We start from the raw sequence: 25,640 nt of genomic DNA, 5'->3' as shown, positions 1-25,640 counted from the left end.
CTTTTGTAAAGAAACTTTGGCTAGTTTTAAGGTTCCTAAACAAGTTGTTTTCTGTGAATTGCCAAAAACTTCTACAGGAAAAATTCAAAAATTTGAGCTTAGAAAAAAATTTTAATTAATTAAAGTGATAGAAAGATAAAGTTTTCTTATTAAAAAATCAATTTAAGCAGTTAGACTTCAGATTAGGCTTTTGGTAACATTAATTAATGAAAAAATTTAAAATTTGTTTAACGCTATCTTTATCTTGGATAGTATTAGTGGGATACCTCGTTTGGGCTAATGGATTACTTGCAAGAGGTACTAAAGATTTTAGGTGGGATGAATGGATATGGTTTGGACTAATTCCTGCAATAGTTCCATATATATTTTATTATATTTGGAAACCAGAGGTTATAAAAGATTTTTTAAATCAAAATAAACAATGAAAATAGAAATCTATACACAAAACTTAAATTTAATATATGAGAATAGCATTTTGTTTATTGATTATTGTTATCAAGGTGTAGTTAATTTAGTTACTTATTTAAATCTTTGATTTTTTTTTATTCATTCTTAATCTTTTCATTAGGTGCTTGCCTTGGAAGCTTCGCAAATGTTTGTATCTATCGTTTACCAAAAAATAAACAGATTGTTAGTGGTCGGTCTTTTTGTCCAAAGTGTAAAAAAAAAATCAATTGGTACGATAATTTACCTTTAATTTCTTTTATCATTTTAAATAATAAATGTAGAAATTGTAAAAGAGTTATTTCATCAAGATACTTTATTGTTGAATTAATAACTGGAATTTCTTTCTTGTTGATTTATTTAAATTTTAAAAATCCTTATACAATTATTTTTTTATCTATTTTAAGTTTAATTTTAATAATGATATTTTTTATCGATTTAGAAAATTTCATTATCCCAGATAGTTTAAATTTTATTGTTATGGGTTTAGCTTTATTAAAAAATTTTCTACCTAATTTTGATACAAGTTTAATTCATGAAATAAACCAATCAATTATTGGCGGTATGGTTGGATATTTAAGTATTTGGCTAATTATTTATTTATATAAAACGTTTAAAAAAATTGATGGTATGGGATTTGGGGATGCAAAATTAATGGCAGGTATTGGCTTATTATTTGGTTGGCAATCTATACCTTTTATTCTTTTTGTTTCATCTATTTTAGGCTTAATTTTTGTAGTCCCATCATTAATTAAAAAACAAAAAACTATGAGAACTGAAATTCCTTTCGGACCCTTTATTATAGCGGCCTGTCTAATCTATTTTGCCCAAGGTGATCTATTATACAGTCTAATATTAGTTTAATTTTTATTATTAAATAGTATTATTAACATGATGTTAAACAAAATTTCAGAGCTTGCAAAAACTAATAAAAAAATTTCCGATTTTCATTTAAGGTCTGGTTCAGATATTTCTTATAGAGCCTTAGGAGACATTGTCATGGAACCTAACAGTCAAGTTGAAGATAAAGATTTACAAGAATTATTAAAGAATAACTGTTCAGCAGATGAAATTAAAAAGTTTGAAGTAAAAAATGAATTAGATACCGCAGTTATGTTAGGTGAACTAAGGTTTAGAGCTAACTTTTTTAAAACTTTAAATGGTTTAGCTGCAGTTTTAAGAAGAGTGGAGACAAAAATTCCCCTAATGGAAGATTTAAACCTTCCTCAAGTACTGTTCACTCTACTTGATGCTCATAAAGGTTTGGTATTAGTTACAGGTCCAACTGGGTCTGGAAAATCTACAACTTTAGCAGCAATTATTAATCAGATAAACGAGTCGAGACCCTCGAATATAATTACAATTGAAGATCCTGTGGAATTTATTCACAAAGATAAAAAAAGTATAGTCTCTCAAAGGGAAGTTGGAAAACAAACAGAGAGTTTTTCTCATGCATTAAAAGCAGCTTTAAGAGAAGATCCAGATGTAATTCTTGTTGGAGAACTTAGAGATCTTGAAACTATAGGTATGGCATTAACTGCTGCTGAAACAGGTCACTTAGTTTTTGGAACATTGCATACAAGTGGTGCGCCCAATACTGTGAATAGAATTATCGATGTCTTTCCACCTGAACAACAGGGTCAAATAAGAGCACAACTTGCAGAGTCTTTAAAGATGGTTGTCACTCAAAAGTTATTCAAAAAGAAAGATGGTTCAGGCAGAGTTGGGGCTTTTGAAATTATGATTTGTAATCCACCCATTAAAAATTTAATTCGTGAAGCAAAAATTCATCAAATTCCAAGCGTTATGCAAACGGGTCAACGTGAAGGGATGGTTACGATGGAAAAATCAATTGAAGAATTAATTGGCACCGGAGTTATATCAAATGCAGAAAAAAATTCCTAAAGGTTTTACTTTAATTGAACTATTAGTTGTGATGGCAATAATTAGTATTTTATCAGGAGTGGGTGTAGTGGCTTATAATGGCTATACTTCAACTGCCAAAGATGTTGCTACAAAAGCTAATCACACAAAAATTGTAAATAACATGGAAAGTGAGTTTGCCAAATGCAAATTAGATAAAAGCTCTAAAATATTTAATTCTCATAAATGTGATTCATCTAATCGTCCATCAACAGCAACTATCAATAATTATGTTAATAGTTTAGGCCTTAAAAACCCTTATGATAAAACTCAAAAAGTTGCACAATCGAATGTTTGTACATCTGGATCTATCGCAATAACTGAAAAAGAAGTAGGCTCATATGATGTTGCTTATGCATCAGTTAAAAAACAAAAAAAAAACACTTCATTAGTAAGCTCTGGTTGGTCAGAAAATTATTCTAAAACTAAAACTACTTCTGTTGCTTATACTTGTGCTTCTGCCTCAAATTCTAATAAACCAAAGAATAGTCTTGCAGAATATAAGCCACCTAATCCTGGTTCAGGAGCTGGTATTATTGTTGATAAAGATGGTAATATTGTTCAAAATGGAGCGCACGCATGTAGTGCTGACTGTTTTAAAACAGATTCAGCTGGGATGAAGAATTGGTACACTTATATTAATGGACAAAAAGTTTATCCAAATAGAAGTGGCAGTCCATATAGGTTTGTAATGTTTGAAGGTGCTAGTCCATCTGGAAATATAGCTTCAAAATGTGGCGGTGGGAATTGTAAGTACAATTTTGCTGATGATACTTATACAGATCTAGGAAATGGCCAGATCTACAAAGCAGGGGAATAGATAAAATTTCAATGCAACTGATAAGTAATAAAAAAGGTTTTACAATTTTAGAGCTTTTAGTTGTTCTAGCCGTTATGGGTGTTTTTACTGCAATAGCTTATCCAAATATATCAAGCTGGATAACAGACCGTGAAGTAAAAAAAGAAGTTTATGAAACAGTTGCTTTTATAAAAGAGCGTAAAGCTGAAGTTACTAGTGGAAAATATGGAATGACCCAAATTGTTTTGAAGCCAAATTTAGAAGTTTATACGATGAGCCCTCAAAATTTTTTTAACACATATCAAAATATTTCTTCAAGTAGTTCGTATAAAACAAATAAACAGTGCGACTATGCATGGAGGCAATCAGGATTTTCAAGAAACTCAAGTTTAGAAACACTTAGTTTTCCAATTAATGTTAGTGAGGTTCAGGTTTATCCTAATGGTGCACACAATCCATCAGCCACGTACCTTTGTATTACAAAAGATGCAAGTATTAAATTTATGCAATTAAGAAAAACTGATAGAGATCCAGATACAAACCAAAATGTTGATATGTTTGTTTTTTGTTCAAATTCAAACACTACCCAAAGTACTTGTAAATTTGATGCAAATTATGATTTTATGTACAAGCTGAACATTGATAATTTTCAAAATATAAAAGTTTATAAAAAAAACAAAAAGAAAAACAGCTGGATAAAAATTGATGGTTAAATCAAACAGAGGTATTTCAATAATAGAATCTATGGTTTGTATGGTGGTAATCGGGATTGGATTTATTGCCATAATGCAGCTTTCAGCATTTTCAATTAACTCTATGGATCGAGCAACTGAAAAAAATAAACTTAATTATTTATCTGAAATGGTGATGGAGGATATGATCGGTGATCCTGATAATGTTGCTAGATATGGAAGTTTTATGAAGACGTGCTCTTATAGTCTCAACAATGGTTCAAATCCCTATCAAAAAATGCAAGACAAATGGAGAAATAAACTTGAAGAAAAAAATCAAATTAGAATAAACAATAAAGATAAAAAGATGCCATGTGATAATTTGGATACCAAAAAAACATTTGTTAATTCTGGAGCTAATACATCAGGAAAAGTTAATTTTTTTACTAGAAAAGGTAAACAAAAAAAATACCTAGGAGTTGTAGTTAAATGAAAACTAGAAACTTAGGATTTACTTTAGCAGAAGTTTTGGTATCAATTGTAATTGGTGCTATTAGTATTGCTGCAGCATTTGCATCATATAATTATTTTAACAAATCATATAAATCAGTTTCTCAAAAAGCTGCAATAAATAGCTCAGCAAGAGATGCCCTTACAGTTATAGCAAGAGATTTAAGAAATGCAGGTTATATAGACATAAATTTTACAAGAGATTCACGTCCTGAAATAAAATTAATTAATCTTCGTCAAAAATATTTAGATAATTTAGATAGCCTAGCAGTTTGGTATACAACAGCGCCAAATGATCGGATGAGAGTTTATTATCGTCCAATGAAATATCAAAATAGTAATAAAATGTATCTTGCAAGAGAAGTTGTAATGAACCCAGTGACAGTTGGAACAGTTATATATGACAACATAGAGTTTGTTCCAAATATTGTAGATTTTCAAGTTGTCTTCAAAGATAAGGAAGGAAATGAACTTTATCCTGTCTGTTCTTATTGTGGGCCAGTAGAAAATGCCCAAGGATCAGGAACAATGGTGGGTAGTTATAATTTAGGGCAAGCTAATATGAAAAAGGTTCATAAAGCCGAAATATATTTAACAATTGAATCGGCTAAAGAAGTTTTTAACACTAACCAAGAAACGAGAATTAGAAATCATGAAGGTGCTTATGGAAACGACTTAACATTTAATGATAAATATTATCGTGAAACTTTTTTTGTAAGTGTGCATACAAGAAATTTAGCAAAACACATTGCTATATCAGAACAAACAGGAACTAGTATTGGAGTGTCATCAACTTATAACTAATGAGAAATAGATTTAAACATAGTGAAAAAGGATTTGCTCTTCCATTAGCATTGTTATTATTGGTTGTTATGACAATAATGGGAGCCACCTTAGTTACCATTTCATCTAATGAGCATAATGCTAATAACGATAAAGATAGCAACCAGCAGGCATTTTATGCTGCTGAAAGTGGAATTTCTGTTGCTAAGAATTGGATGGTAGGAAATGTTAATAAATTCTCTTCTACACCACCAAACAATTTAGATAGTAAACTTAGGTTTTGTAAAGCATCTTTTTTTCCTAATTTAATAAGTTCGAATAATGGATTTCACACTGAAAGAAAATCATTGAATGAAGTAGTCACTGCAGCAGGTGTTGAAGCAACAAGATTAAGCAAATATAGTTTTGAATATTTTATAGCCTATACTCCTGGTGGGGATGGGAACAATTCAGCAATTATAAAAAAAGCAGGTACAAATAACACGCTGTACACGATTTATTCATGTGGCTGTAATGAATCTAAAGATAAATGTAACGCCCAAAGTAATATTATAATTCCCTTAGAGGCCGTGGTAACCTTAGTTAATTAATGAATAAATTTATAGTTTATATATTTGGATTTTTTCTCTTAGTGCAAGCAAATGCATTAGCTTGTAATTTTAAAACAACAAATTTTGGAAGTCCTAAAGAAAGTATAAAAGTTGAAGAACTTATACCCCTGTCAATATCTGACCGTTTTGGAGGAGAGCAATTAATTATTCCAATGCAGGAGCTTTGTAAGAACGATAAAAGTTTATATGGAACAAGTGTTATTCATTTATATATAGAAAACAAACTTAATAGAATTCAGCTTTATAGGGCTAACATGGAGGATAGTAAGTTGATGGATTATGCTATGGGGAAATATGGTAGTTTCAATCTTCCTGAAGGAGTTCCAAAATCAAGATGGCGAGGCAGTTATGTTTGGGAGTCTGGAAACGATATTATTGAATACATTAAAACAGATATTCATGATGGTCATGTAGAAATTATAAATATAGTAAGTAAACTTTATTCTGTTGGTATGGCAGATTATGATTCAAAGGTGGGGGAATGGCTAGACTCTCAACAGTAATCATCTTTTTATTTTTATTTAGCTTTCAAGCACAAGCTAAGAGCCCTCCACCAGGGACTGGAACCACAGATATTCCAGCAAACATTTTAATTATGTTGGATAAGTCTGGAAGCATGGAAAATACACTAGAAACTGACACAGCATCACAATATGTAACAGACGTTCAAGTAGATAGCTCAGGAAATATTTATTTTTTGGAGTATCTAAATAACAGAATTAAGGTTTTTGATAGCGCAGGAACATATCTTAGAAGCTTTGGAAGTTATGGATCGGGTTGTAATCAAATGGCATATCCAAGGCAATTTCAAATTTTTAACGACGAAATTTATATAGTAAACTCTGGTTTCGCTAGAATTTCAAAGCTTAGTTTAACTGGTCAATGTATTGCCAGTAACTCCACTTCTTGGACTAACCCAGTTTCAATTGCTGTTAATAATAGCTATATTTTTGTCGGACATACTAACAATGTAATTAGTAAATATGCGACAGCAAATTTAGCTCAAACCGGCTATCAAGTAATGAATTCTGGTAACGTCAATTTTGCTCCAGGTATGTCTTTAAATAGTGCTGGAAATAGACTGATAGTAGCATCTTGGCGTACAAGTAAAATTTCAGAATATACAGTATCTGGAAATAATCTTACCTATGTAAACGGAGCTGGTGGTAGTGCGTCTTCAGCGAATGGAAAATTTAATATAGCTATAGATGCAGCTTATGACAGTAGTGGAAATATATATGCTACAGATCATAATAATCACAGAATACAAAAATTTAATTCATCCTTAGTTTACCAAGCAAAATATGGATCAAGGTCTAATAATTCTCCATTTCATTATCCTTATGGAATGGGCATAGATAGTAGTGATAATATCTATGTTGGAGATTTTAGAAATCATTCCATTAGAAAATTTAACACTAGTTTAGCTCTAACAACATCATTTGGAGGAGTAGTAGAAACAAGATTGTCTAGTGCTAAGAAAGTAATTAAGAAAATAGTTGCTGATACTAATCTAACAGCTGGAGCCAATTTTGGTTTGATGGAGTGGAGTGGTAAGGGCACAGGAGGATATGCAAAGATAAGAGTTGGAATTTCAGATAATGGAGCTCAATTGATTTATTCAGATGTAGATAGCATTCGTTCAAAAGGTGGAACAAATCTACGTTTTGCTATGAGAGAAGCGAGAAATTATTTTACAACTGGAAAAACAACATCACAAAACATTGGTATGGTTGATAATTGGGATTTAACCTGTTCTTTAAATTTTCTAATAGTAATAAGTGATGGATTTTGGCAAAACAACTCCAATGTAGTTCAAGTTGCTAATGATCTCAGGCTAACTCATAATGTTAAAACCTTTGCTGTAGGTTATGCTTTAGGTGGATCTAATAGTAATTATTCTACACTAGCAACTGCTGGGGGAACTAAAAATCCTCTTTATGCAGAGAATGAAGCAGAACTGCTTGCAAAATTAACAGATGCAATTAAACAAGCTATCTCAGGTCGACTTACCTTTACTACTCCTGCAGTAATGTCAGATGTAAGTAGGAATAATTTTGTCTATCAATCGACATTTGAATACGAAACAGACAAACAATGGAAAGGAAGTTTAAAGAAATATCAATTAAATACTGATGGTACTTTTGGTTCAGCTTTGTGGGATGCTGCAGATAAATTAAATTCTAAAACTTCATCTACTAGAAATATATGGACCCCAGAAATTGGTACTGGCTTAAATAATTTTACAACAGCTAACAGAGATCTTTTAAAATCAAAAATATTTCCTAATATACCACCAACAGATACTGAAGCTGATAATTTAATAAACTTTATTAGGGGTATAGATACTTATGATCAAGATGAAGATAATAACACAACAGAGTCTATACATAAGCTTGCAGATATTTATCATTCTGATTTAATTGTAGTTGCAAATCCAGAAGCATCAGCAGTTGATGATAATACATCTAATTTTCAAAAAAAAGACTCATATTATAGATTACAGAATAATTATAATAATTTTAAAAGTGGAGCAACTTGTGGGGGACCATGTGCTAATAGAACAGAAATTGTTTATGCTGGAGCCAATAATGGTATTCTTCATGCATTTAAAGCATCAGATGGCGAAGAATTATGGGGATATATTCCACCAAATGTTTTAGGTGTCCTCGAAAAGATCCCATCTAGCAAGGCTAAATCGACAAATGCTATTTATGGTATAGACGGTTCTCCAGTCGCTAAAGATATTTATTTTGATGATACTCCAAATGATGGCAAAGATAATCCAAGATGGCGAACAATTCTTTTAAGTGGGCTTGGTGCAGGTGGAAAAGGTATGTTTGCACTTGATGTTACAGATCCAAGTAGTCCTACCCATTTATTTGCTTTTAATAATGACGAGACTAATAAAATTGTTCAGCATTGGGATGCCAATGTGACTAAATTTGAATTTGGTTATGTAGGTGGAAATATTTCTCCAGAATATGATTATAGCAAGTTGGGAGAAACTTGGTCAACTCCAAGAATTATTAGAATTAAAATTGATGGTAAGGATAGATGGGTAGCAGTGTTTGGGGGAGGATACAATGGTGGTGTTAATCCTAACGTGGGTTCAGCAGTATTTGTAATTGATTTAGAAAATGAAGGAAAAGTATTAAAAGTAATTGATATAGAAGACACAGCAGCACAATCTTATTCTTGGACTGGAAGATTATTTAAAAGAAATAGTGCTTTAACCAAAAAAACTACTGGAGCAGATGAAAATACAAAATTTACTTATTCACCGGCTGAGGCATGCTTCGACTCTTCAATAGGTGAGTCTTTTATCGCAGAGTTTTCACCTGCAGTGGGTCACACATTACATTTTAGAGACAAAAGTGGGTCTACAACTGTTTCGTGTATAGACTATGTTGAATTTGATCAAGCTTGGCCAAATACAAGAGAGGGTGGACCTCCTAAGCCAGATCATGGAGATTATACATTTAGAAGATACAAAAATGATATTGTTAATTCTTTACCTGCAGATTTAAGTGTCATTACCGCAGATGGCACTAATAAAGCAAATTATAATGGAGCATTGATTTATGCAACGGACTTAGAGGGTAAAATAACTAAAATTGATTTAACAGAGGACTTTGTTATGGATACTGATCAAAATAGCTCTACCTATAATTCAATTATACGTTCAGATGTATCAGATAAAGAAATACATCAAACTACTTTGTTTACAGCTGAAGCTACTTCTGCAAATGGAAGAAATATTTTTACAAGGCCAGAGGTTACAATTAACAGTGATAACAATTTATGGTTATATTTTGGAACTGGAAACACCCAAAAGCTTCAAGCACAATCAAGTCAGATACAAAATAGAATTTATGGTATAAAAGATGTGAACTTTCCAAATTTTGTAGAGGTTAATCCAACCGGTAATGTTTCAATGTGCAAAACAGCACCTACATGTCCATCTGGGACTGATTTAGGTTGGTATGTTAACCTTGATAATGCAAAAAAATTAACTGCTGAACCAACAGTTGATAGAGATAGGGTATATTTCCCGTTATACGAGCCAAGTGCTACAAATAACAAATGTGGGGTAGGTGATGCTTATTTCACAGCATATGACACAAAGTGTGGTGAATCATTACTTAATGTGAATATGGGTAAAGGAGTACTCTCAAAAGTTGTAAAACAGGGTGATAACCTATATATTGGTCTAGCTGGAGATGCTAAAAATAATATTGATGGATTTACAGCAAAAGATAACCTAATTACAGGTAAATCTAAGGCACAAGAAATTTCAGGAGCAGTTCAGCTTGAAAGTTGGAAAGAAAATTATTAAAACTAAAAAAGTCTAACACAAATACTATTTACTCTAACACAAATTAGGTAAATTACTAAAAGTGTTGATTTATATGATATTTTTCATATTTTTAAATATATCATAAAATAATCTAACTCTAACACAATTTTAATATTTATTTTGTGTTAGAATAAACAAAATTTACTAAAATTATTTAAAGAAATTACTTTTTATTTATTTTATATAAAAAACATTGATTTTATTGACTATTTTTACATTTTTTTAATAAATAACCTACTTTGAGCACTAAATTTTGATTAAGTTATATACAATATGCTAGTTTGTGTTAGAGATGTGTTAGAGATTCGTTTTTTTGTGTTAGAGAAAAAGTTATTTTTATAAAATTATGATTGATGAAAAAGATAATAATAATTTAGACAGTCAGTTGCAAGAAAATCCTGAAAAGGAAAGCACTATTGAAGAAAATCAACTTCAAGGTGAAAATAGTCCTAGTGATGCACAAATAGATTGATAATAAAGAAGAAATACAATCTAAAGTTGATAAAAAGAGTGAGCACGAGGTAATTCACAAGAAAGATGGCCGTTTACATATATATATAAGACAAGATAAGTATAAAGGTGAGTTAAAATCCAAAAATTGGGTCGGAAGACTATATATTGACGGTAAACAAAAGATCTCTTCATCAGGAACACCCAATCTTGAAGAAGCAATTCCAATATTGGAGAAGTGGTTTGATGATCTCCAACTTGAAAAAAATGAGAATATTTTAGCCAAAGAGCAAGTTATTGAACAAATTCAAGAAAAAAATCCTAAAATTGATGAAGTTACTCCTACCCCAACAATTACTAAAGAAAATAACGAAGCTGTTAGCCCAGTTGCTGGTTCAGATATGTCCAATGAGACTATGCAGGAACCTGCAAAAGGCGTAACAATAAGTATGTTGGATAAATTAAAAAATTTTAAATTCTCCAAAGCCAAAAGTAATAACTCAACCAGTGAAGGGGCAGCTGGAGATAACAAAAATCTAAAAACTAAAGCAAATAATATAAAAAAAGTTTTTCAAAACTTCTTTCAATCTAAAGTTAGTAAATTAAGTGTTGCAGGTGAAGAAATAGCAGGTTTGGATATGACAAGAGAAGCTATTAGAGTTGCTCAAGTCTCTCAAGACAAAGATGAAAAGTGGATATTAGATAAATTTTCTTATCGTATATTGGATCAAGAAAAAGTTAGTGAAAATATTTTAGAACACAAAGATTATTTAGCTGAAGAAATTGAATTAGCTATGGCTAATGCAAAAATTACTTCAAAGAATATTGCATTATCCATTCCAGTTACAAGTGCAATTATTAGAGTAGTTACCAGCCCACTAATGACAGATGAAGAATTCCAAAAAGCAATTGAAACAGATTCACTTTGGGAAAACCTTGTTCAGCTTACAGATAACTTAAATGATTATTCAATTTTTCATCAAATTATAAATAGAAATTCTAAAACTAATACAATGGAAATTTTATTTGTTGCTTCAAAACTGGCCGACGTAAATGCTTATTCATCTATTGCTAAAAAAGCTGGACTTAATCCAGTTATTATGGATGTTCGTTGTTTTACCTTAAAGAATGCACATGATAATACAAAATTTAAATCTATTACAGATAAAGGAAATTCAGCTATTTTAGAATTAGGAATTGATGAAAATTATATAATGATTATTCATAATAATATTCCTGTAATTACTGATATATTTTTAAGACCTCAAGAAAAAGAACATATTAAAGATATAAAAAGTGAACAACTTTCAACTGAGGCAGACGCAGTTATTAGAAGATATGCGATGCAAGTTAAACAAGCGATAACTGACTATGAAAGTAAATATGAAAATAAAATTACATCTATTCAAGTAGTCTCCAGCTTAAAAAATATTTCATTTATACTTCCAGCATTTAAAAAGAATTTACCAACAACAGGCTTTATTAATTTTGATCCCCTGCAAAGTATAAGCATACCCTCATATAATAGTGAAAAAATAGCTGGTGATAACAATTCACCATTATCTTCAGTACTTGGTTTAGCTTACAGAAAATTGGATGTATTTGGTTATTACAAATTTGTAACTGCTGTTAAGAATATTAACTTATTACCTAATAGAGATGCTGTCCGTCAGCAAAATAAACTAAAATTCTTATCAGGTTTTGCTTTTAAGGGTGCCGTAGGTGCAATTGCAGGTATTTACTTGATATTAACGGTCTTTTCATTCTTTCAAATTAGTAACAATAAAGACAAATTATTAGAATTTGATCAAGTGCAATTAGAATTTGATAAAAATAATATTCAATTTTCAAAATTAGCAAAAAAAAGAAAAGAAATGCAGCGAGCATTAGATCTTGGAAAATTAGTTAATTCAAATCAGGCAAGATCTTACAGATCATTAGCACAAGTTACGAGAAGTGTTCCTCAAAGAGTACAATTTACGAAAATGACTTTCGATGGAAAAGATAGTTTGATTATAGAAGGGGTTGCTTTTTCAGATCAAGATATTTTGAATTTTATTTCAAATTTAAATGCAAAATCATTAATTGAACAGGCATCTTTAGCTGCAATGAAAAATAAAACTGGGGACCAAGCATCAGGAAATAATAATAAAAAGGGATTTACAATTAATTGTAAATTGAAATTGATATAATGGATTTAGCAAGTTTAAAAGATTTAGATCTAAATGATATAATTACAAAGCTTAAAAGTGGTGCTTTGGCTGATAAAAAAACACTAATTAAATTTGGTGTTAGTTTTGTTGCTATATTAATTTTCTTAATAGGTTATTATGCTTTTGTGTCTCCAGTAGTAAATCAACAAAAAGAGCAGATTAGCTTGATGAACGAAAATAAAATTAAGATTGAAGAATTTAAAAATAATATTGGTACTTTAACAGCAGCTGTTAAAGCATTAGAGCCTGACTATGCTAAAAATAGTAAACTTTTTCACAGCAAAAAAGAAGTTGAAGACCTTTACCAAAACATAAGTAAATTTGCATTGATTAATGGTTTATCAATAACTAATCTTAAAAAAGGGAACCCCAAGGGTGTTGCTGGAGTACAGGGTCAAAGCACAGAACAAACAACAGAAAATCAAGATGGCCAAAATGTAATGTATTATACAATTCCTGTTGAGTACGAAATTCAAGGAAATTTTTTAAGTTATCTTAAGTTTAGAAGGGCATTATCAAAATCTCAAAAAGTTATTAATTTTGATAAGGAGGAAATTACAACGATAGCTGAAATTCAAGGACAAATTTTATCAAAAGGCACTATTTCAATTGTGGGGTTACCAAATGAATATAAATAATAAAAAAATATTAATCTTTTTAATGACAATTATGCTTTGTCAATTTCAAATGATAAGTTTAAAAGCAGATGAACATTCTTCTATAGATGATGAGGAGTTGCCAGCAATTGATCCTTTTGCAGGAGGAGTTGGCTCCACAAACCAGGTAAGTGAAACAGATACTCAGTTAAGCTCAAATAATGGGCTTTTAAATAATATGAGATTGGTCGGAACAATTATTGGTGCAAACAATAAAATAGCAGTTTTTTCAGCTGCTGATGGAGGGGCTTATAAGTATGAGGAAAATCAAGCCATCACAGATACCACAACAATTAGAGATATTTATACAGACGTAGTAATTGTTGAAGATGGAGAAAACAATTTTTTTGAAGTTTATATGGACAATATAATTAAACCGAGTGAAGGGTAACAAGTGAATAGATATTTTAAAATTTTAATAACACTATCATTTATTGTTTTGTTACAGTCCTGTGCAACAACAGGCAAAAATCCTAAATCAGTTCACGGTGATAAACCCTTAATCGATACAGCTAAAATTATTGTTGAAGGTCGTGAGGACATGGACAAAAAAATTATTGATGGTCCTAAGCCTTATGACACAAGCATACCAAGAGAAGATAAACGTAAAACAATAACAACTGAAAATGTTAAAAATTACGTTTATATTTCAGATGAATACACCAATCTTAAACAAATGATTGATATCAATTTTCAAGGGCTAGATTTTAAATATGTGATGTCATTGATGGCGGATATAGCGGATATAAATATTTTAGTAGGAGATGAAGTAAGTGGTACAGTAAATGCTAAAATTGATAATGTGGGTTGGGATGTTGCATTTCAAACTTTGTTAGATATGAAAACATTAGTAGCTGATGTTGATACTAACAATGGAATTATAAGAGTTCATACTCCTGAAAAATTAACCGCACAAGAAACTGCAAAATCTGCAAGGGCGGAAGTGTTAAAGAAAAAAATTCAATTAGAAGAGTCTGTTGAGCCGATCTTAGCTGAAATATTTAGATTGTATTATATTAGTCCCACACAGGCTAAAACCACGTTGGAGGCTTTATTTGCAACACAAGGTGCAGAGGGCACTAACACTATGTCTAATCTTTCAATTACAGTAGAGAATACTACTAGATCAATAATTGTTAGAGGCCACGAACCAGACCTTGATACTATCGATGCAGTAATAAGAGAGATAGATGTAAAAACTAAACAAGTTTTAATTGAAGCATTTATAATTGATGCAACTTCTACTTTTGCAAAGGCATTAGGAGCTAGAGTTGGAGCGATGAGTGTAAGTGAAAGAGGTGTTAAGGGAACAACTACTATTTCAGGAATGACATCTGGAGGAAATGCAGCAACAACCGCAGGAGATATAGCTTTAGGGTCTGCGGCAGGAACCATTTCAAATCAAGGAATTTCTGGGACAAGTGGAATAGGAATACTTAAACAAATTGGAGCGCGTGCTCTTAAGGTTGAAATTGAAGCTTTAGAATCTTTAGGTTTAAGTAAAACACTATCTCAACCAAGTGTGTTTACGTTAAATAATCAGGAAGCAACAATTACCCAAGGAACACAGATTGCTTACCAAACAACAGCAGATGGAACAACAACTACTGAATTCAAAGAAGCTGCATTATCATTAACAGTTACTCCTAGTATTATAGGGGATGGAAATGTATTATTAGATATTCAAGTAAATAATGATTCTCCGGTAACAGTTGCTGGATCTGACGAACCAGGAATTAAAACTAATTCAATTGTCACAAAACTTTTAGTTAGTGATGGTGATATAGTTGTAATTGGGGGCATTAAAAAAAACACCACAAATAATACAGATAGCAAAACTCCCGGGGTAAGCAAAGTACCTGTTATTGGCAATCTGTTTAAAAGTAAAAATAATAGTGATGAATTAGTGGAGTTATTAATTTTTATTGCACCTAGAGTGATTGAGTAAGATGAGCAAAACTAAATTAGATGCCACTAGTGAACAAAACATTTTAAATATGTTAATGGAGAGCTCATCCATTTCAACTGAGCAAATGTCTAAGATTAATGCCACCAGCCAAGAAATAGGTAAAACAAAATTAGAAACTGCTTTTGAATTAAATTTTACTGATGAAGACAAGATAGTAAAAATTTTATCAACAAGTTATTCTATGGATATTATAGATTTAAAAAAAACTGTAATTGATCCAAAAATTAAAAAAATTATTGATATGAGATATATTCAAGATAATTCACTTGTTCCATTTCAAATGGGTGGTGGAGTTTTAAAAATTGCAATAGCAGATGCATCAAAATTAAGTTTGATGAAAAATTTAAAAACAATGACAAAGATGGAGCCAGAATTATATGCTGCATCCATAAGTAATTTAAATTCTTTTATTGAAAGATTTACGAAAAGTGAAACACAAAAAATATCTGATGCAAATGTAAAAGTTGAAAAGCTTGAAAAAACTGATGATGAATTAGTTGAGGTTGGCTCAGAAGTAATTGTTTTTGGAAATAAACTAATTACTGAAGCGATCAATTTGGGAGCAAGTGATATTCATATAGAATCTTTTAGAGATAGTGCACAAACAAGATTTAGAGTAGATGGCATTTTAAAAGTGATGGATAAATATTCAAAGTTTTTACATGAAAACTATGATGCGGTTATTGCAAGAATTAAAATAATTAGTAAATTAGATATAGCAGAACGAAGAGTTCCTCAAGATGGTGCCTCAACATTTAAATCCGATACAAAAGAAATTGATTTAAGGGTTTCGGTTTTACCAACAAAAAATAAAGAACGTGTTGTAATGCGTATATTAAATAAAGATGCAGGAGACAAAGCTTTGGCTGACCTTGGATTTGAAGCTAAAGATTTAGAAAAATTAACTAAAGCTATTTCATCACCTCAAGGGATGGTGCTTGTTACTGGTCCAACAGGTAGTGGTAAAACAACAACTCTTTATAGTGTTTTAAAACATATTAATAAGCCAGGTATGAACATTTTAACAGCAGAGGATCCTGTTGAATATGAAATGGAAGGAATTGGCCAGGTACAAGTTAAGGAGGCAATTGGTTACACTTTTGAGGAGGCACTAAGATCTTTCTTGCGTCAAGACCCAGAGGTGATTTTGGTTGGAGAGATCAGGGACAAAGCTACAGTAGATATTGCATTGAAAGCTGCTTTAACTGGCCACTTAGTATTTAGCACACTTCACACTAATGATGCCCCAAGTTCTATAACTCGTTTATTAAATATGGGAACGCCAAACTATTTAATATCTGCAGCTTTAACGCTTATTATGGCACAACGTTTAGCCCGAAAAACCTGCTTAGATTGCCGTGTAATTGACGAAAATATTACTCCAAAACTATTAAATTCAATTGGATTTTTACCCGAACAATCTGCAAGAGCTAAAATTTATAAAGGTGGTGGCTGTGCTGAATGTAGTGGCTCAGGGTACAAGGGAAGAATGGGAATTTATGAAATTCTTGAAATTGAAAATGAATTAAAAGCAGGGATTTTATCAAACCTTCAACAAAATGAATTAAATGCGATAGCCAAAAAAAATGGCTTTAGGACCATGCAAGATATGGGGCAAGAAATGTTATTAAGTGGTGATCTTTCATTTGCAGAATATGAAAGAGTATTACAATCTAACTAATGTTAAATTTTGAATATAAAGGAATAGCTCTCGGCAAATATGTAGAGGGAGAAATTGAAGCCCTAAATAATGCAGAGGCTGCTCATAAACTTAAAGACAAAAAAGTTATTATCACAAAATTAAAAGAAACTAAAAAGAAAAAAGAAGTTAGCAAAAAAGAAAAAACATCTTTTAGTTTTGGCACTGGAATAAAACCACAAGAGATTTTAATTTTTTGTAAGCAGTTTGCAACCATGCTTAGAGCTGGACTGCCTGTTTTAAATACTCTTGATATGTTAGAGGGTCAAACATCAAGACCTCCTATGAAAAAAGTTATTTCAACTATTAAAAAAGACTTAGAGTCTGGAAATGCACTGTCAAAATGTTTTGAAAAACACTCAAAGATTTTTGATACAGTTGTTGTTAATTTAATCAAAGCTGGGGAGGCCAGTGGTAAGCTTGACACTTTTTTACAAAAAATAGTCACCAATCTTGAAAAAAGAGAAAAAATTAAATCTCAAATCAAAAGTGCTTTATTTTATCCAGGTGTTTTATTTTCAGTTGCAATTTTAGTTACAGTTTTTATGTTAATGAACGTTGTACCAACTTTTGTAAATATGTATGAAGGCATGGGTATGGCAGATGACCTACCAACGCCAACAGCTGTTATTATGTCTATGAGTGAATTTGTTCGTTCTTCTGGTGGATTTTTTTTACTTATGTTTATTATATCTTTTGTATTTGGTTTTAAATTTTTAATTAAAAAAAATTATGAAGTAAGAAAAAATTGGCATCGTATTATGATGAAGCTTCCAATTTTCGGAAATTTAATTCAAAAATCAATTTTAGCAAAAGTATCTTTAGTTTTAGGAAACCTTAACCAAGCAGGGGTTGATTTAATTGAGAGCATAGATATTGCAAAATCAGTAACTGACAATGTAATTGTTGTTGAGGCATTAGAAAGAATTAAGAAGGGAGTTTTTTCAGGAGAAACTTTAACGGACTTATTTAATAAAGAAAAAATATTTCCTCCAACTTTTAGTCAATTAATCTCAGTTGGTGAACAAACAGGTAGTTTGGATGAAATGTTTGGTTCAGTTGCGCTTTATTATGAAGAAGAGTTTGATGTAGCAGTTGCAAACCTTGCAAGCTTAATTGAGCCCATAATGATCGTATTTATGGGTATCACCATTGGTGGTCTAATGTTAGCTATGTATGCGCCTATATTCAATGTAGGGGCAATAATTGGGTGATTATTAGTAATTAAAGGTTAATAAAATTATTGACCTTTTTAAATATAATCTCCATAATAAATTAAAATATTAAACACAAAGAGGATTTAATGAAAAAAATTAAAAATAAAGGTTTTACACTAATTGAATTGCTAGTTGTTGTAGCAATTATAGGAATTTTAGCAGCAGTAGGTGTTGTTGCTTATAACGGATACACAGCAGCCGCAAAAGTTAATGCGACAAAAACAATTCATGCACAAACAGTTAAGTATATGGCAGCAGAGTCTCAAAAATGTAGTTTGGGAGAATCATCATATGCTGGTACTCAGACATGTCCAGTAACAGCAGCTAAAATTGTAACTGGAACGATTGCACAGCTGACGGATAAAAATCCACATGATACTACAGCAGAATCGGTTAGAGAAGGAACTACCTATGTGTTAGGTTATGTTCAAATTAAAGCTTCAGGCACAAACGTTATAGTAAAAACTTGTACGAAAACTGGTTGTGCAACTGCCGATCAAATGACATCAACCGTAGCAACTCAATAAATAATATTTTAAAATTAGGTACTACAGCCAAGGGTTTACTTTAAAAAAACTCTTGGTTGTGGTTGCTAGTTAATGCCCACTATGAGCGTATTATCATAATAATTAAAAATAGTTTATAGTATAATAATTTAATTATGGAAATCGTTACTGCTTTACTATTATTTTTAAACGGAAGTATGATCGAGCATGTTTATAAGGCTGATCTAAAATCGTGTAATGAGTCAAAAATAATGGCAGAAAGTGTAGTTAACTCTAACAGTGTTGTTTTTGTATGTAAAAAAGTTAAAGCAAAAGTGACTATTGACGAAGGAACTAATACGAAAAAAATCGTTAAAGTTTTAGATGATAAAATTTTTACTGGATCAGGTACGGCTTTTTTTATATCTGATAAAGGTCATATGATTACTAACCATCATGTGGTTAATTATTGTAACATTACCAAAGTCAGTTATTTTGGTAAGACAGGAACTGCTAAAATATTAGCTTACGATAGAGTAAATGATCTTGCACTTCTTGAAACAGATATAATACCAAAAGACAAATTTGATATTTCAAATAGAGATCCAAAATTATTAGATGATATTTATGTTGCAGGTTATCCTTTTGGCAAAGCAGTAAGCTCTTCTGTTAAGGTTACCAAAGGAGTTGTTAGTGCACTTGCTGGTTCACAAGATAATTATGCATTAGTTCAAATTGATGCAGCAATTCAGCCAGGTAATAGTGGAGGCCCAATTGTTAACACTAGTGGTGATGTAGTTGGAGTTGCAGTAGCCAAACTAGATTTTAAAGATGCAATGGAGTCTTATGGAGTTATTCCAGAAAATACAAATTTTGGGATAAAATCATCTATTCTTAAAAATTTTACTTCAGCTAATAGTATAAAAAATTCTGAAGAAGAGCCAAAAGAAATTTCGACAGAGGTACTTGGAGAAAAAATACAAAATGCAACTGCTTATGTGGGTTGCTGGACAGCAGAAACAAAAATAGCAGCCATGAAAACAGTAAAAACTGTTTTTGGTCAACCCCGTTTAGCATTCGATTTCGCGTGTTATAATAGTTGTAAAGAACGAAACCCAGATGGTATCTGTCAGCAGCAATGTGCATTAAATTAATCAAAACTCAAATACTTTTTAGTAACAAAAAAAATTCAAAAGGTTTTACACTAATTGAGCTCCTAGTAGTTGTGGCTATTATTGGAATTCTTTCTGCAGTAGGAGTTGTGTCTTATAGCGGATACAAAACTTCAGCAGAAAAAAAACAAGCTGAAATTACACTAAACTCTATTTATTTAGCTGAGCAAGAATATAAATCTAATAACGGAGAATATTATATTAGTACATCGCAATCAAATATAGTTACCAACTTATTTGATGGTGTAGATGATTTAGATGGACAAGCATACACCTTTAAAACAACAGCTGCAGACACTCTTACTATTATTGCAACTAAAATTAGTGACACAAGCTGTACAATAAAAATAACTCAAACAAAAAAAAAACCAGTTGCCAGTAGCAGTTGCTAGTTATCGATTATAAAAGTAATTTAAATTTGTTTGAATTCTGCTTATATTTTGACTTGCTTGAAGTCCATTTCGTGACATTAAAAAAATATTATTTTTGATTAAAATTATTTTTTCTTAAAATAAAAACAAAAATTAAAGAAGTTGTCATCATAATTAAAGCATAAGCTGCAGTTGGCACCATATAAACGACACTATCAAATAACTGAGTGCCAACAAAAACTGCTAAAGTTCCATTTTGCAAACCACACTCTAGAGAGATAGCTCTTTGTTGAGCTTCACCTGATGCAAAAAATTTAGCAACATAAAATCCTATAATCATCATAGTTACATTTAATATTAAGGCTATTAAACCTGCTCGTGCTAAAAAGCTCACGATATTGTCCCATTCTTCAATATATATCGCAGCAAAAACAGTTAAAAATAATATTATGGAAATTCTTTGAAGCATTTTTAAATTTCTTATTACCAAATCTCCAGTTAAACGTCTGATAATCATTCCAACTATTACTGGAACAGTAACTACAAAAAACATTTTTAAAGATATTCCTATCATTGATATTTCTTTAGCAACGTAGGAGATTTCAAATAAGCCGATAGTAGTGAAAATTATAAATGGAACAGAAATTATACTTAATAAACTCATAAATGCTGTTAGTGATATTGAAAGCGCCACATCACCATCTGCAAATTTTGTAAGGACATTTGAGGTTACACCTCCAGGAGCTGCCGCAATTAACATCACTCCTAAAGCCATTTCAGTCGGAACTTTTAAAATAATAATAAGTAGATAAGCAACAATTGGTAAAACAAATAACTGACAAATAAAACCAATAAAAAAATCTTTAGGATTTTTGATTACTCTTGAAAAATCACTTACTGTTAAAGAGGCTCCTAAGCATAGCATAATAATAGCTAAAGCAATTGGGGCTATTGATGTTACTATGCCCATATTAATTTATTTTTTGGATTAACTTTAATTTGATTAGAGACTCTGTATAATAAATTACTTAAAGAAAGCATATTTTTATCCTGTAAGCTAGAAATTACTTTGTATTGCTTACTTTGTGGACTTAAACCAAAAGTATAAAGCTTTTTTTCATCAATCATCAAAAAATTATTTTTAACTAAAAATTTTAATTTTCTAACAACCGTTGCTCTTGGAATTCCTGATATATCAGCAATAGAAAATGCATTAATACCTGTATGATCAGATTTTTTTAATTCTTTAAGATATTTTTTTCTATTTAAATTTTTATTTTTAAAAGTTTTATTTTGAACAGTATTAATTAGTACAATAAATGCTACACATATCGTTTCTAAATCTTGAGTTTTGGTATATGTTTTCCAACTATTAGTAAAAGAGAATATAAACTTATAAAATTGATACCAACAAAAAGAAAAGCTTTCTTTAATTGATTTTGAAATTTCATCTACACCAAAAGTTTTATCAGTTTTATTTTTACTTTTTAATATTTCATTAAATTTAAAAACTAAAATACTAAGATTTTTTAGAGTTTTGTCAGCTTTAGCTGTTATAAATGCTGATCTATCTACAAAGATTTTTTTTCCATTTTTTTTTATTACACCCTGTTTTTTTAATAATTCTATCTTTCTTCTTACACTTTCTCTTGGAATTCGAAGATCTTTTGAAATATCAATGATGTTAATATTTGGAATTTCTAATGATTTATCTTTATAAAATGTATCATAATCAACCGTTAGTCCATTTTTTCTATAGAAAATAAAGTCTTTATTAATCAGATAAATTAAAATTATAAACTTATCGATACCGTTATAAACTTTGTAAGCATCAATAAACCAATTAGTAATTAGCGTATAATATGCTGGTGCCAATGAACTAAAATTTTTATTAATAATTTCAAAAGAATTTGAGTTATCTATTTGATTGGAAATACTTGGAATTTTTTTCATAATTTTAAATAATTTTAAAGAATTATGGTTTTTTGCACCCATTTTGGACAGTTGTCAACGTAACAAGCTTAAAAGCTCAAAAATCGAGCTTATATCTATTAAATTTAAAACGATTTGAGCACAAATACGGTTGCATTTATCTCTCATCAATTATTCTAACCGTGTGAAACTTACAATAAGATTATTTACAATAGTTTTTTTTTGCTCATTAAGCTTTAAATCATTTGCTGGAGTTACTTATCTTGGTGATGGGGAGCTACTAGATATTAATGGTTCACCATCAAGAAATAGTCAAACTGCTGGAATTGCATGGAATAATGATGGATCTAAATTATTTGTAATGGGAACAGCACATAATGACGATGAATTATTGGAATATAGTTGTTTTGCAAATTATGATGTTTCGACATGTACTTATGTTCGAGAACTTCCTTTAAATAACAATCATGAAGGTTCGAATGGACCAATTAATGATAGACATCCATATGGTTTCACTTTCGATGATGATGGATCACACGTATATGTATCCGGTAACTACAATAATAAGATTTATGAAATAGAACTTGGTTCAGCATTTAATTTATCAAGCGCAACAAAGAGACAAGAAATTGCCAGTGTAGACGGAACACCATGTGGTATCACATTTAATAACGATGGTACAAAACTGTTTTTAGCAGGATTTGCACAACATAGAATTGTAGTATGGCCATTAAGCACTCCCTACAGTCTTGCCTCTGGCTCTGTTGGTACACCAGCTGAATATGATGTGTCTTCTCAGTCATCAAAACCAAGAGATATCGATTTCAATTCTGATGGTACAAAAATGTATATAGTAAGCGCACCTAACAATGAGTATGTTTCGGTATATTCTTTAACTACAGCTTTTGATTTGTCAGCTGGTTTTTCACATTTAGGAAATTTTACCACCGTAAGTGATCAAGATGATCAAGCTTTTTCGATAGAATTTAATAACGATGGAACAAAATTTTATATGAATGGTTATCAATATGATAGCGTATATGAATATAATTTAAACACAGCATTTGAATTAATTGCTGCTGACCCAACATTAACTTCATCAGTGCCTGCTGATAATGCAACCGGTGTTGCAGTTGATGCAACTATTGTTCTTAATTTTAGTGAAAATGTTGATACCGAAAGTGGAAACATCACCATTAAAAAAGGTAATGCAGTTATTGAAACAATTGATGTAACAGACACCGATCGAGTATCTGGTACAGGAACATCTCAAATAACAATCACTCCATCATCAAATTTTGAAGATCTTACTGAATTTTATGTCTTAATAGATCCTACTGCTTTTGATGATGCTGATGGTAGATCGTACGCTGGAATAAGTTCTACAACTGCTTTAAGTTTTACGACCACCAATACAGTACCTACATTAACTTCATCAGTGCCAGCTGATAATGCAACAGGTGTTGCAGTGGATGCAACTATTGTTCTTAATTTTAGTGAAAATGTTGATGCTGAAAGTGGTGGAACTATAATAATTAAAAAAACATCAGATGATTCACAGGTTGAAAGTATTACTGTAACAGACACCGATCGAGTATCTGGATCTGGATCATCTCAAATAACGATCACTCCATCATCAAACTTTGATAATAATACTGAATATTACGTCTTAATATCTGCTAATGCTTTTGACGATAGTAGTAATGGCTCTTATGCTGGAATACCGACTTCTAAAACTACTTTAAGTTTTACAACCACTAATGCAGTACCCACATTAACTTCATCAGTACCAGCTGATGACGCACCTAATGTTGAAAGAGACGCAAGTATTATTCTAAATTTTAGTGAAAATGTTGATGCTGAAACTGGAGACATAGAAATTTATAAAACCTCAGGCGATGTACTTGTTGAAACCATTGGTGTAACAAGTAGCCAAGTAACAGGATCTGGAACATCTCAAATAACAATTAATCCATCATCAAACTTTGATAGCCTAACTGAATATTACGTTTTAATAGATGCAACTGCTTTTGATAATAGTAGTAGTGGCTCTTATGCTGGAATAAGTTCTACAACTGCCTTAAGTTTTACTGTTAAAGCAATGGTGGATCCAACAACAGATAAAGATGTTATAGGAACTATTGATGCTCAAAATATGATGGCCAAAAATACTCTAACTGGATTTACAAGTTTGGTTAATGATCGACTAAGATATTTAAGACAGAATAGAATTAACAAAGATTTTACAAAAAATAATATAAAATTAGATTTTGGAAATGCAATGTTGACAACTCTTGCAAAAGTTATCCCAACATCAAGCATTTATTTAACAAATGAAATATTAACATCTCTTGTAACAGTTACCCCAGTATCAAATATTTATTTAACAGACTATATTCCTGAAAATTGGTCATCATGGAGTGAGGGCTCTGTTAGCATGACAAAGGTAGGAGATAATAAAGATTCTTCATCCAAAGACATAGATGTCCAAAGTCTAGCTTTAGGTTTTGATACAAAATTAAACAATAATGATCTATTGGGTTTTGCAATGCAATTTAGTCAAAGTGATACTGAAGTTGGAACTAGTGGCACAGACATTGATAGTAACAATTATAGTTTATCAGCTTATAGAACAAGACCATTAAATGATGATAATTTTGTTGAAGGATTATTTGGAGTTGTATTAATTGAAAGTGATTTAAAAAGAGTAAGCGGTGCTAATACTTTAACAGGTTCTCGAAATGGAACTCAAGTATTTGGTTCAATTAATTATGGTAAAACTTTAGTTAAAGAAGATTTTAATTTAACTCCAATAGCTCGAGTTGATCTTGGCTACACTGAATTAGATGGCTACACTGAAACAGGTACTGATGCATTAACATATGGCAAACAAACTGCTGAAAATGGTTTAGCTTCAATTGGCCTAGAGATTAATGATATTATTAAATTTTCTGATAGTTCTTTAAAACCATTTGGCTCATTTCAGTATGGACTAGATTTTAGCAATTCCTCAGATGTTAAAATGAATTATGTATCAGATACTTCAACGATTTATACTTATACTCCAGGTATAAATTCTACACATTTATTAACTGCTGAAGCAGGATTTAACTATGAACTAAAAGATCATTTAAAATTAACAGGTATTTTTAAAAGAATTCAAGGAAGTGGAAGTCAGCAAACAAACAATATAAGGTTTGGCTTTCATTATATTTCTCAACGTGAAACAGAGTATGCTATGAGTTTAGATGGATCAGATGAACTAAAGACAGGACTAAATATATCTAAAAATATAAATGGTTTTGATATCAAATTAGGATCAAATTATAGCTTGATGAGTCAAATCCCTGATTATGGTGTAAGCTTAAAAATTTC

General features: G+C 30.9%; 23 protein-coding genes. 21 read left to right on the top strand and 2 right to left on the bottom strand.

From position 1 onward, the window contains the following. Positions 1-206: 206 nt before the first annotated feature. The 20 genes from Q0X98_RS07330 (at position 207) to Q0X98_RS07235 (ending at position 20,354) form a co-directional block, all read left to right on the top strand. Positions 207-425: a hypothetical protein gene (locus tag Q0X98_RS07330; protein ID WP_297682570.1), complete on the top strand. Its 219-nt coding sequence runs from the start codon at positions 207-209 to the stop codon at positions 423-425. 106 nt (positions 426-531) lie between these two features. Beyond that, a complete protein-coding gene (locus tag Q0X98_RS07325; RefSeq protein ID WP_297682568.1) occupies positions 532-1,308 on the top strand; it encodes an A24 family peptidase in 777 nt (258 codons plus the stop codon). A 27-nt stretch (positions 1,309-1,335) separates the two neighbouring features. After that, a complete protein-coding gene (locus Q0X98_RS07320; protein WP_297682567.1) occupies positions 1,336-2,349 on the top strand; it encodes a type IV pilus twitching motility protein PilT in 1,014 nt (337 codons plus the stop codon). After that, positions 2,330-3,187: a prepilin-type N-terminal cleavage/methylation domain-containing protein gene (locus tag Q0X98_RS07315; protein WP_297682565.1), complete on the top strand. Its 858-nt coding sequence runs from the start codon at positions 2,330-2,332 to the stop codon at positions 3,185-3,187. Before Q0X98_RS07320 ends, Q0X98_RS07315 begins: the two co-directional genes overlap by 20 nt. Positions 3,188-3,198: 11 nt before the next feature. Next, positions 3,199-3,879: a prepilin-type N-terminal cleavage/methylation domain-containing protein gene (locus Q0X98_RS07310; RefSeq protein WP_297682564.1), complete on the top strand. Its 681-nt coding sequence runs from the start codon at positions 3,199-3,201 to the stop codon at positions 3,877-3,879. Next, positions 3,872-4,330, top strand: a complete 459-nt coding sequence (locus Q0X98_RS07305; protein ID WP_297682562.1) for a hypothetical protein — start codon at positions 3,872-3,874, stop codon at positions 4,328-4,330. The genes Q0X98_RS07310 and Q0X98_RS07305 overlap by 8 nt, the downstream gene beginning before the upstream one ends. Beyond that, positions 4,327-5,151, top strand: coding sequence for a prepilin-type N-terminal cleavage/methylation domain-containing protein (locus tag Q0X98_RS07300; RefSeq protein WP_297682559.1), 825 nt, complete (start codon positions 4,327-4,329; stop codon positions 5,149-5,151). The genes Q0X98_RS07305 and Q0X98_RS07300 overlap by 4 nt, the downstream gene beginning before the upstream one ends. After that, positions 5,151-5,720: a pilus assembly PilX N-terminal domain-containing protein gene (locus Q0X98_RS07295; protein ID WP_297682557.1), complete on the top strand. Its 570-nt coding sequence runs from the start codon at positions 5,151-5,153 to the stop codon at positions 5,718-5,720. Before Q0X98_RS07300 ends, Q0X98_RS07295 begins: the two co-directional genes overlap by 1 nt. Beyond that, on the top strand, positions 5,720-6,244 hold the full coding sequence (locus tag Q0X98_RS07290; RefSeq protein WP_297682555.1) for a hypothetical protein: 525 nt from the start codon (positions 5,720-5,722) through the stop codon (positions 6,242-6,244). The genes Q0X98_RS07295 and Q0X98_RS07290 overlap by 1 nt, the downstream gene beginning before the upstream one ends. Then, positions 6,223-10,080 carry a PilC/PilY family type IV pilus protein gene (locus tag Q0X98_RS07285; RefSeq protein WP_297682553.1) on the top strand — a complete coding sequence of 1,286 codons (3,858 nt, stop codon included), beginning with the start codon at positions 6,223-6,225 and terminating at the stop codon, positions 10,078-10,080. The genes Q0X98_RS07290 and Q0X98_RS07285 overlap by 22 nt, the downstream gene beginning before the upstream one ends. A 367-nt stretch (positions 10,081-10,447) precedes the next feature. Next, the gene (locus tag Q0X98_RS07280) at positions 10,448-10,573 is read left to right on the top strand and encodes a hypothetical protein (protein ID WP_297682551.1); all 126 of its coding nucleotides are present in this window, start codon (positions 10,448-10,450) and stop codon (positions 10,571-10,573) included. A 208-nt stretch (positions 10,574-10,781) separates the two neighbouring features. Then, the gene (gene pilM, locus Q0X98_RS07275) at positions 10,782-12,743 is read left to right on the top strand and encodes a pilus assembly protein PilM (protein ID WP_297682549.1); all 1,962 of its coding nucleotides are present in this window, start codon (positions 10,782-10,784) and stop codon (positions 12,741-12,743) included. Then, positions 12,743-13,402, top strand: a complete 660-nt coding sequence (locus Q0X98_RS07270) for a pilus assembly protein PilO (RefSeq protein WP_297682547.1) — start codon at positions 12,743-12,745, stop codon at positions 13,400-13,402. Before pilM ends, Q0X98_RS07270 begins: the two co-directional genes overlap by 1 nt. Continuing rightward, positions 13,389-13,811, top strand: a complete 423-nt coding sequence (locus Q0X98_RS07265; protein ID WP_297682545.1) for a hypothetical protein — start codon at positions 13,389-13,391, stop codon at positions 13,809-13,811. The genes Q0X98_RS07270 and Q0X98_RS07265 overlap by 14 nt, the downstream gene beginning before the upstream one ends. Positions 13,812-13,814: 3 nt before the next feature. Then, positions 13,815-15,368 (top strand): type IV pilus secretin PilQ, encoded by a 1,554-nt coding sequence (gene pilQ, locus Q0X98_RS07260; RefSeq protein ID WP_297682543.1) that lies wholly within the window; start codon positions 13,815-13,817, stop codon positions 15,366-15,368. A 1-nt stretch (position 15,369) separates the two neighbouring features. After that, complete coding sequence (locus Q0X98_RS07255; protein WP_297682541.1) at positions 15,370-17,070, top strand: GspE/PulE family protein; 1,701 nt, start codon at positions 15,370-15,372, stop codon at positions 17,068-17,070. Further along, positions 17,070-18,302, top strand: coding sequence for a type II secretion system F family protein (locus tag Q0X98_RS07250; protein ID WP_297682539.1), 1,233 nt, complete (start codon positions 17,070-17,072; stop codon positions 18,300-18,302). Before Q0X98_RS07255 ends, Q0X98_RS07250 begins: the two co-directional genes overlap by 1 nt. Positions 18,303-18,391: 89 nt before the next feature. Beyond that, a complete protein-coding gene (locus Q0X98_RS07245; RefSeq protein WP_297682537.1) occupies positions 18,392-18,832 on the top strand; it encodes a type II secretion system protein in 441 nt (146 codons plus the stop codon). Between the two features lie 134 nt (positions 18,833-18,966). Continuing rightward, positions 18,967-19,944, top strand: a complete 978-nt coding sequence (locus tag Q0X98_RS07240; protein ID WP_297682535.1) for a serine protease — start codon at positions 18,967-18,969, stop codon at positions 19,942-19,944. Next, positions 19,929-20,354, top strand: a complete 426-nt coding sequence (locus tag Q0X98_RS07235) for a type II secretion system protein (protein WP_297682533.1) — start codon at positions 19,929-19,931, stop codon at positions 20,352-20,354. The genes Q0X98_RS07240 and Q0X98_RS07235 overlap by 16 nt, the downstream gene beginning before the upstream one ends. 88 nt (positions 20,355-20,442) lie before the next feature. On the opposite strand, the gene Q0X98_RS07230 is transcribed toward Q0X98_RS07235, so the two are convergent. Both Q0X98_RS07230 and Q0X98_RS07225 read right to left on the bottom strand, forming a co-directional pair. Then, entirely contained in the window at positions 20,443-21,303 is an 861-nt protein-coding gene (locus Q0X98_RS07230) for a bile acid:sodium symporter family protein (protein ID WP_297682531.1), read from the bottom strand. Further along, positions 21,294-22,286, bottom strand: a complete 993-nt coding sequence (locus tag Q0X98_RS07225; RefSeq protein ID WP_297682529.1) for a MarR family transcriptional regulator — start codon at positions 22,284-22,286, stop codon at positions 21,294-21,296. The genes Q0X98_RS07230 and Q0X98_RS07225 overlap by 10 nt, the downstream gene beginning before the upstream one ends. Before the next feature lie 163 nt (positions 22,287-22,449). Here Q0X98_RS07225 and Q0X98_RS07220 point away from each other — a divergent pair. Further along, a partial coding sequence (locus Q0X98_RS07220) for an Ig-like domain-containing protein (RefSeq protein WP_297682527.1) occupies positions 22,450-25,640 on the top strand: 3,191 nt, incomplete at its 3' end.

The organism is uncultured Candidatus Pelagibacter sp. (assembly GCF_943788075.1).
GTDB lineage: Bacteria > Pseudomonadota > Alphaproteobacteria > Pelagibacterales > Pelagibacteraceae > Pelagibacter.
Note: the sequence above shows the minus strand (reverse complement) of the source record. Positions and strands in the feature narration are given on the sequence as shown.

Excerpts from the sequence above, each read along its gene's own strand:
- Q0X98_RS07330 (WP_297682570.1), top strand. The coding sequence starts at position 207 with ATGAAAAAATTTAAAATTTGTTTAACGCTATCTTTATCTTGGATAGTA.
- Q0X98_RS07320 (WP_297682567.1), top strand. The coding sequence starts at position 1,336 with ATGATGTTAAACAAAATTTCAGAGCTTGCAAAAACTAATAAAAAAATT.
- Q0X98_RS07315 (WP_297682565.1), top strand. The coding sequence starts at position 2,330 with ATGCAGAAAAAAATTCCTAAAGGTTTTACTTTAATTGAACTATTAGTT.
- Q0X98_RS07310 (WP_297682564.1), top strand. The coding sequence starts at position 3,199 with ATGCAACTGATAAGTAATAAAAAAGGTTTTACAATTTTAGAGCTTTTA.
- Q0X98_RS07305 (WP_297682562.1), top strand. The coding sequence starts at position 3,872 with ATGGTTAAATCAAACAGAGGTATTTCAATAATAGAATCTATGGTTTGT.
- Q0X98_RS07300 (WP_297682559.1), top strand. The coding sequence starts at position 4,327 with ATGAAAACTAGAAACTTAGGATTTACTTTAGCAGAAGTTTTGGTATCA.
- Q0X98_RS07295 (WP_297682557.1), top strand. The coding sequence starts at position 5,151 with ATGAGAAATAGATTTAAACATAGTGAAAAAGGATTTGCTCTTCCATTA.
- Q0X98_RS07290 (WP_297682555.1), top strand. The coding sequence starts at position 5,720 with ATGAATAAATTTATAGTTTATATATTTGGATTTTTTCTCTTAGTGCAA.
- Q0X98_RS07285 (WP_297682553.1), top strand. The coding sequence starts at position 6,223 with ATGGCTAGACTCTCAACAGTAATCATCTTTTTATTTTTATTTAGCTTT.
- Q0X98_RS07280 (WP_297682551.1), top strand. The coding sequence starts at position 10,448 with ATGATTGATGAAAAAGATAATAATAATTTAGACAGTCAGTTGCAAGAA.
- Q0X98_RS07270 (WP_297682547.1), top strand. The coding sequence starts at position 12,743 with ATGGATTTAGCAAGTTTAAAAGATTTAGATCTAAATGATATAATTACA.
- Q0X98_RS07265 (WP_297682545.1), top strand. The coding sequence starts at position 13,389 with ATGAATATAAATAATAAAAAAATATTAATCTTTTTAATGACAATTATG.
- Q0X98_RS07255 (WP_297682541.1), top strand. The coding sequence starts at position 15,370 with ATGAGCAAAACTAAATTAGATGCCACTAGTGAACAAAACATTTTAAAT.
- Q0X98_RS07250 (WP_297682539.1), top strand. The coding sequence starts at position 17,070 with ATGTTAAATTTTGAATATAAAGGAATAGCTCTCGGCAAATATGTAGAG.
- Q0X98_RS07245 (WP_297682537.1), top strand. The coding sequence starts at position 18,392 with ATGAAAAAAATTAAAAATAAAGGTTTTACACTAATTGAATTGCTAGTT.
- Q0X98_RS07240 (WP_297682535.1), top strand. The coding sequence starts at position 18,967 with ATGGAAATCGTTACTGCTTTACTATTATTTTTAAACGGAAGTATGATC.
- Q0X98_RS07235 (WP_297682533.1), top strand. The coding sequence starts at position 19,929 with ATGTGCATTAAATTAATCAAAACTCAAATACTTTTTAGTAACAAAAAA.
- Q0X98_RS07230 (WP_297682531.1), bottom strand. The coding sequence starts at position 21,303 with ATGGGCATAGTAACATCAATAGCCCCAATTGCTTTAGCTATTATTATG.
- Q0X98_RS07225 (WP_297682529.1), bottom strand. The coding sequence starts at position 22,286 with ATGAAAAAAATTCCAAGTATTTCCAATCAAATAGATAACTCAAATTCT.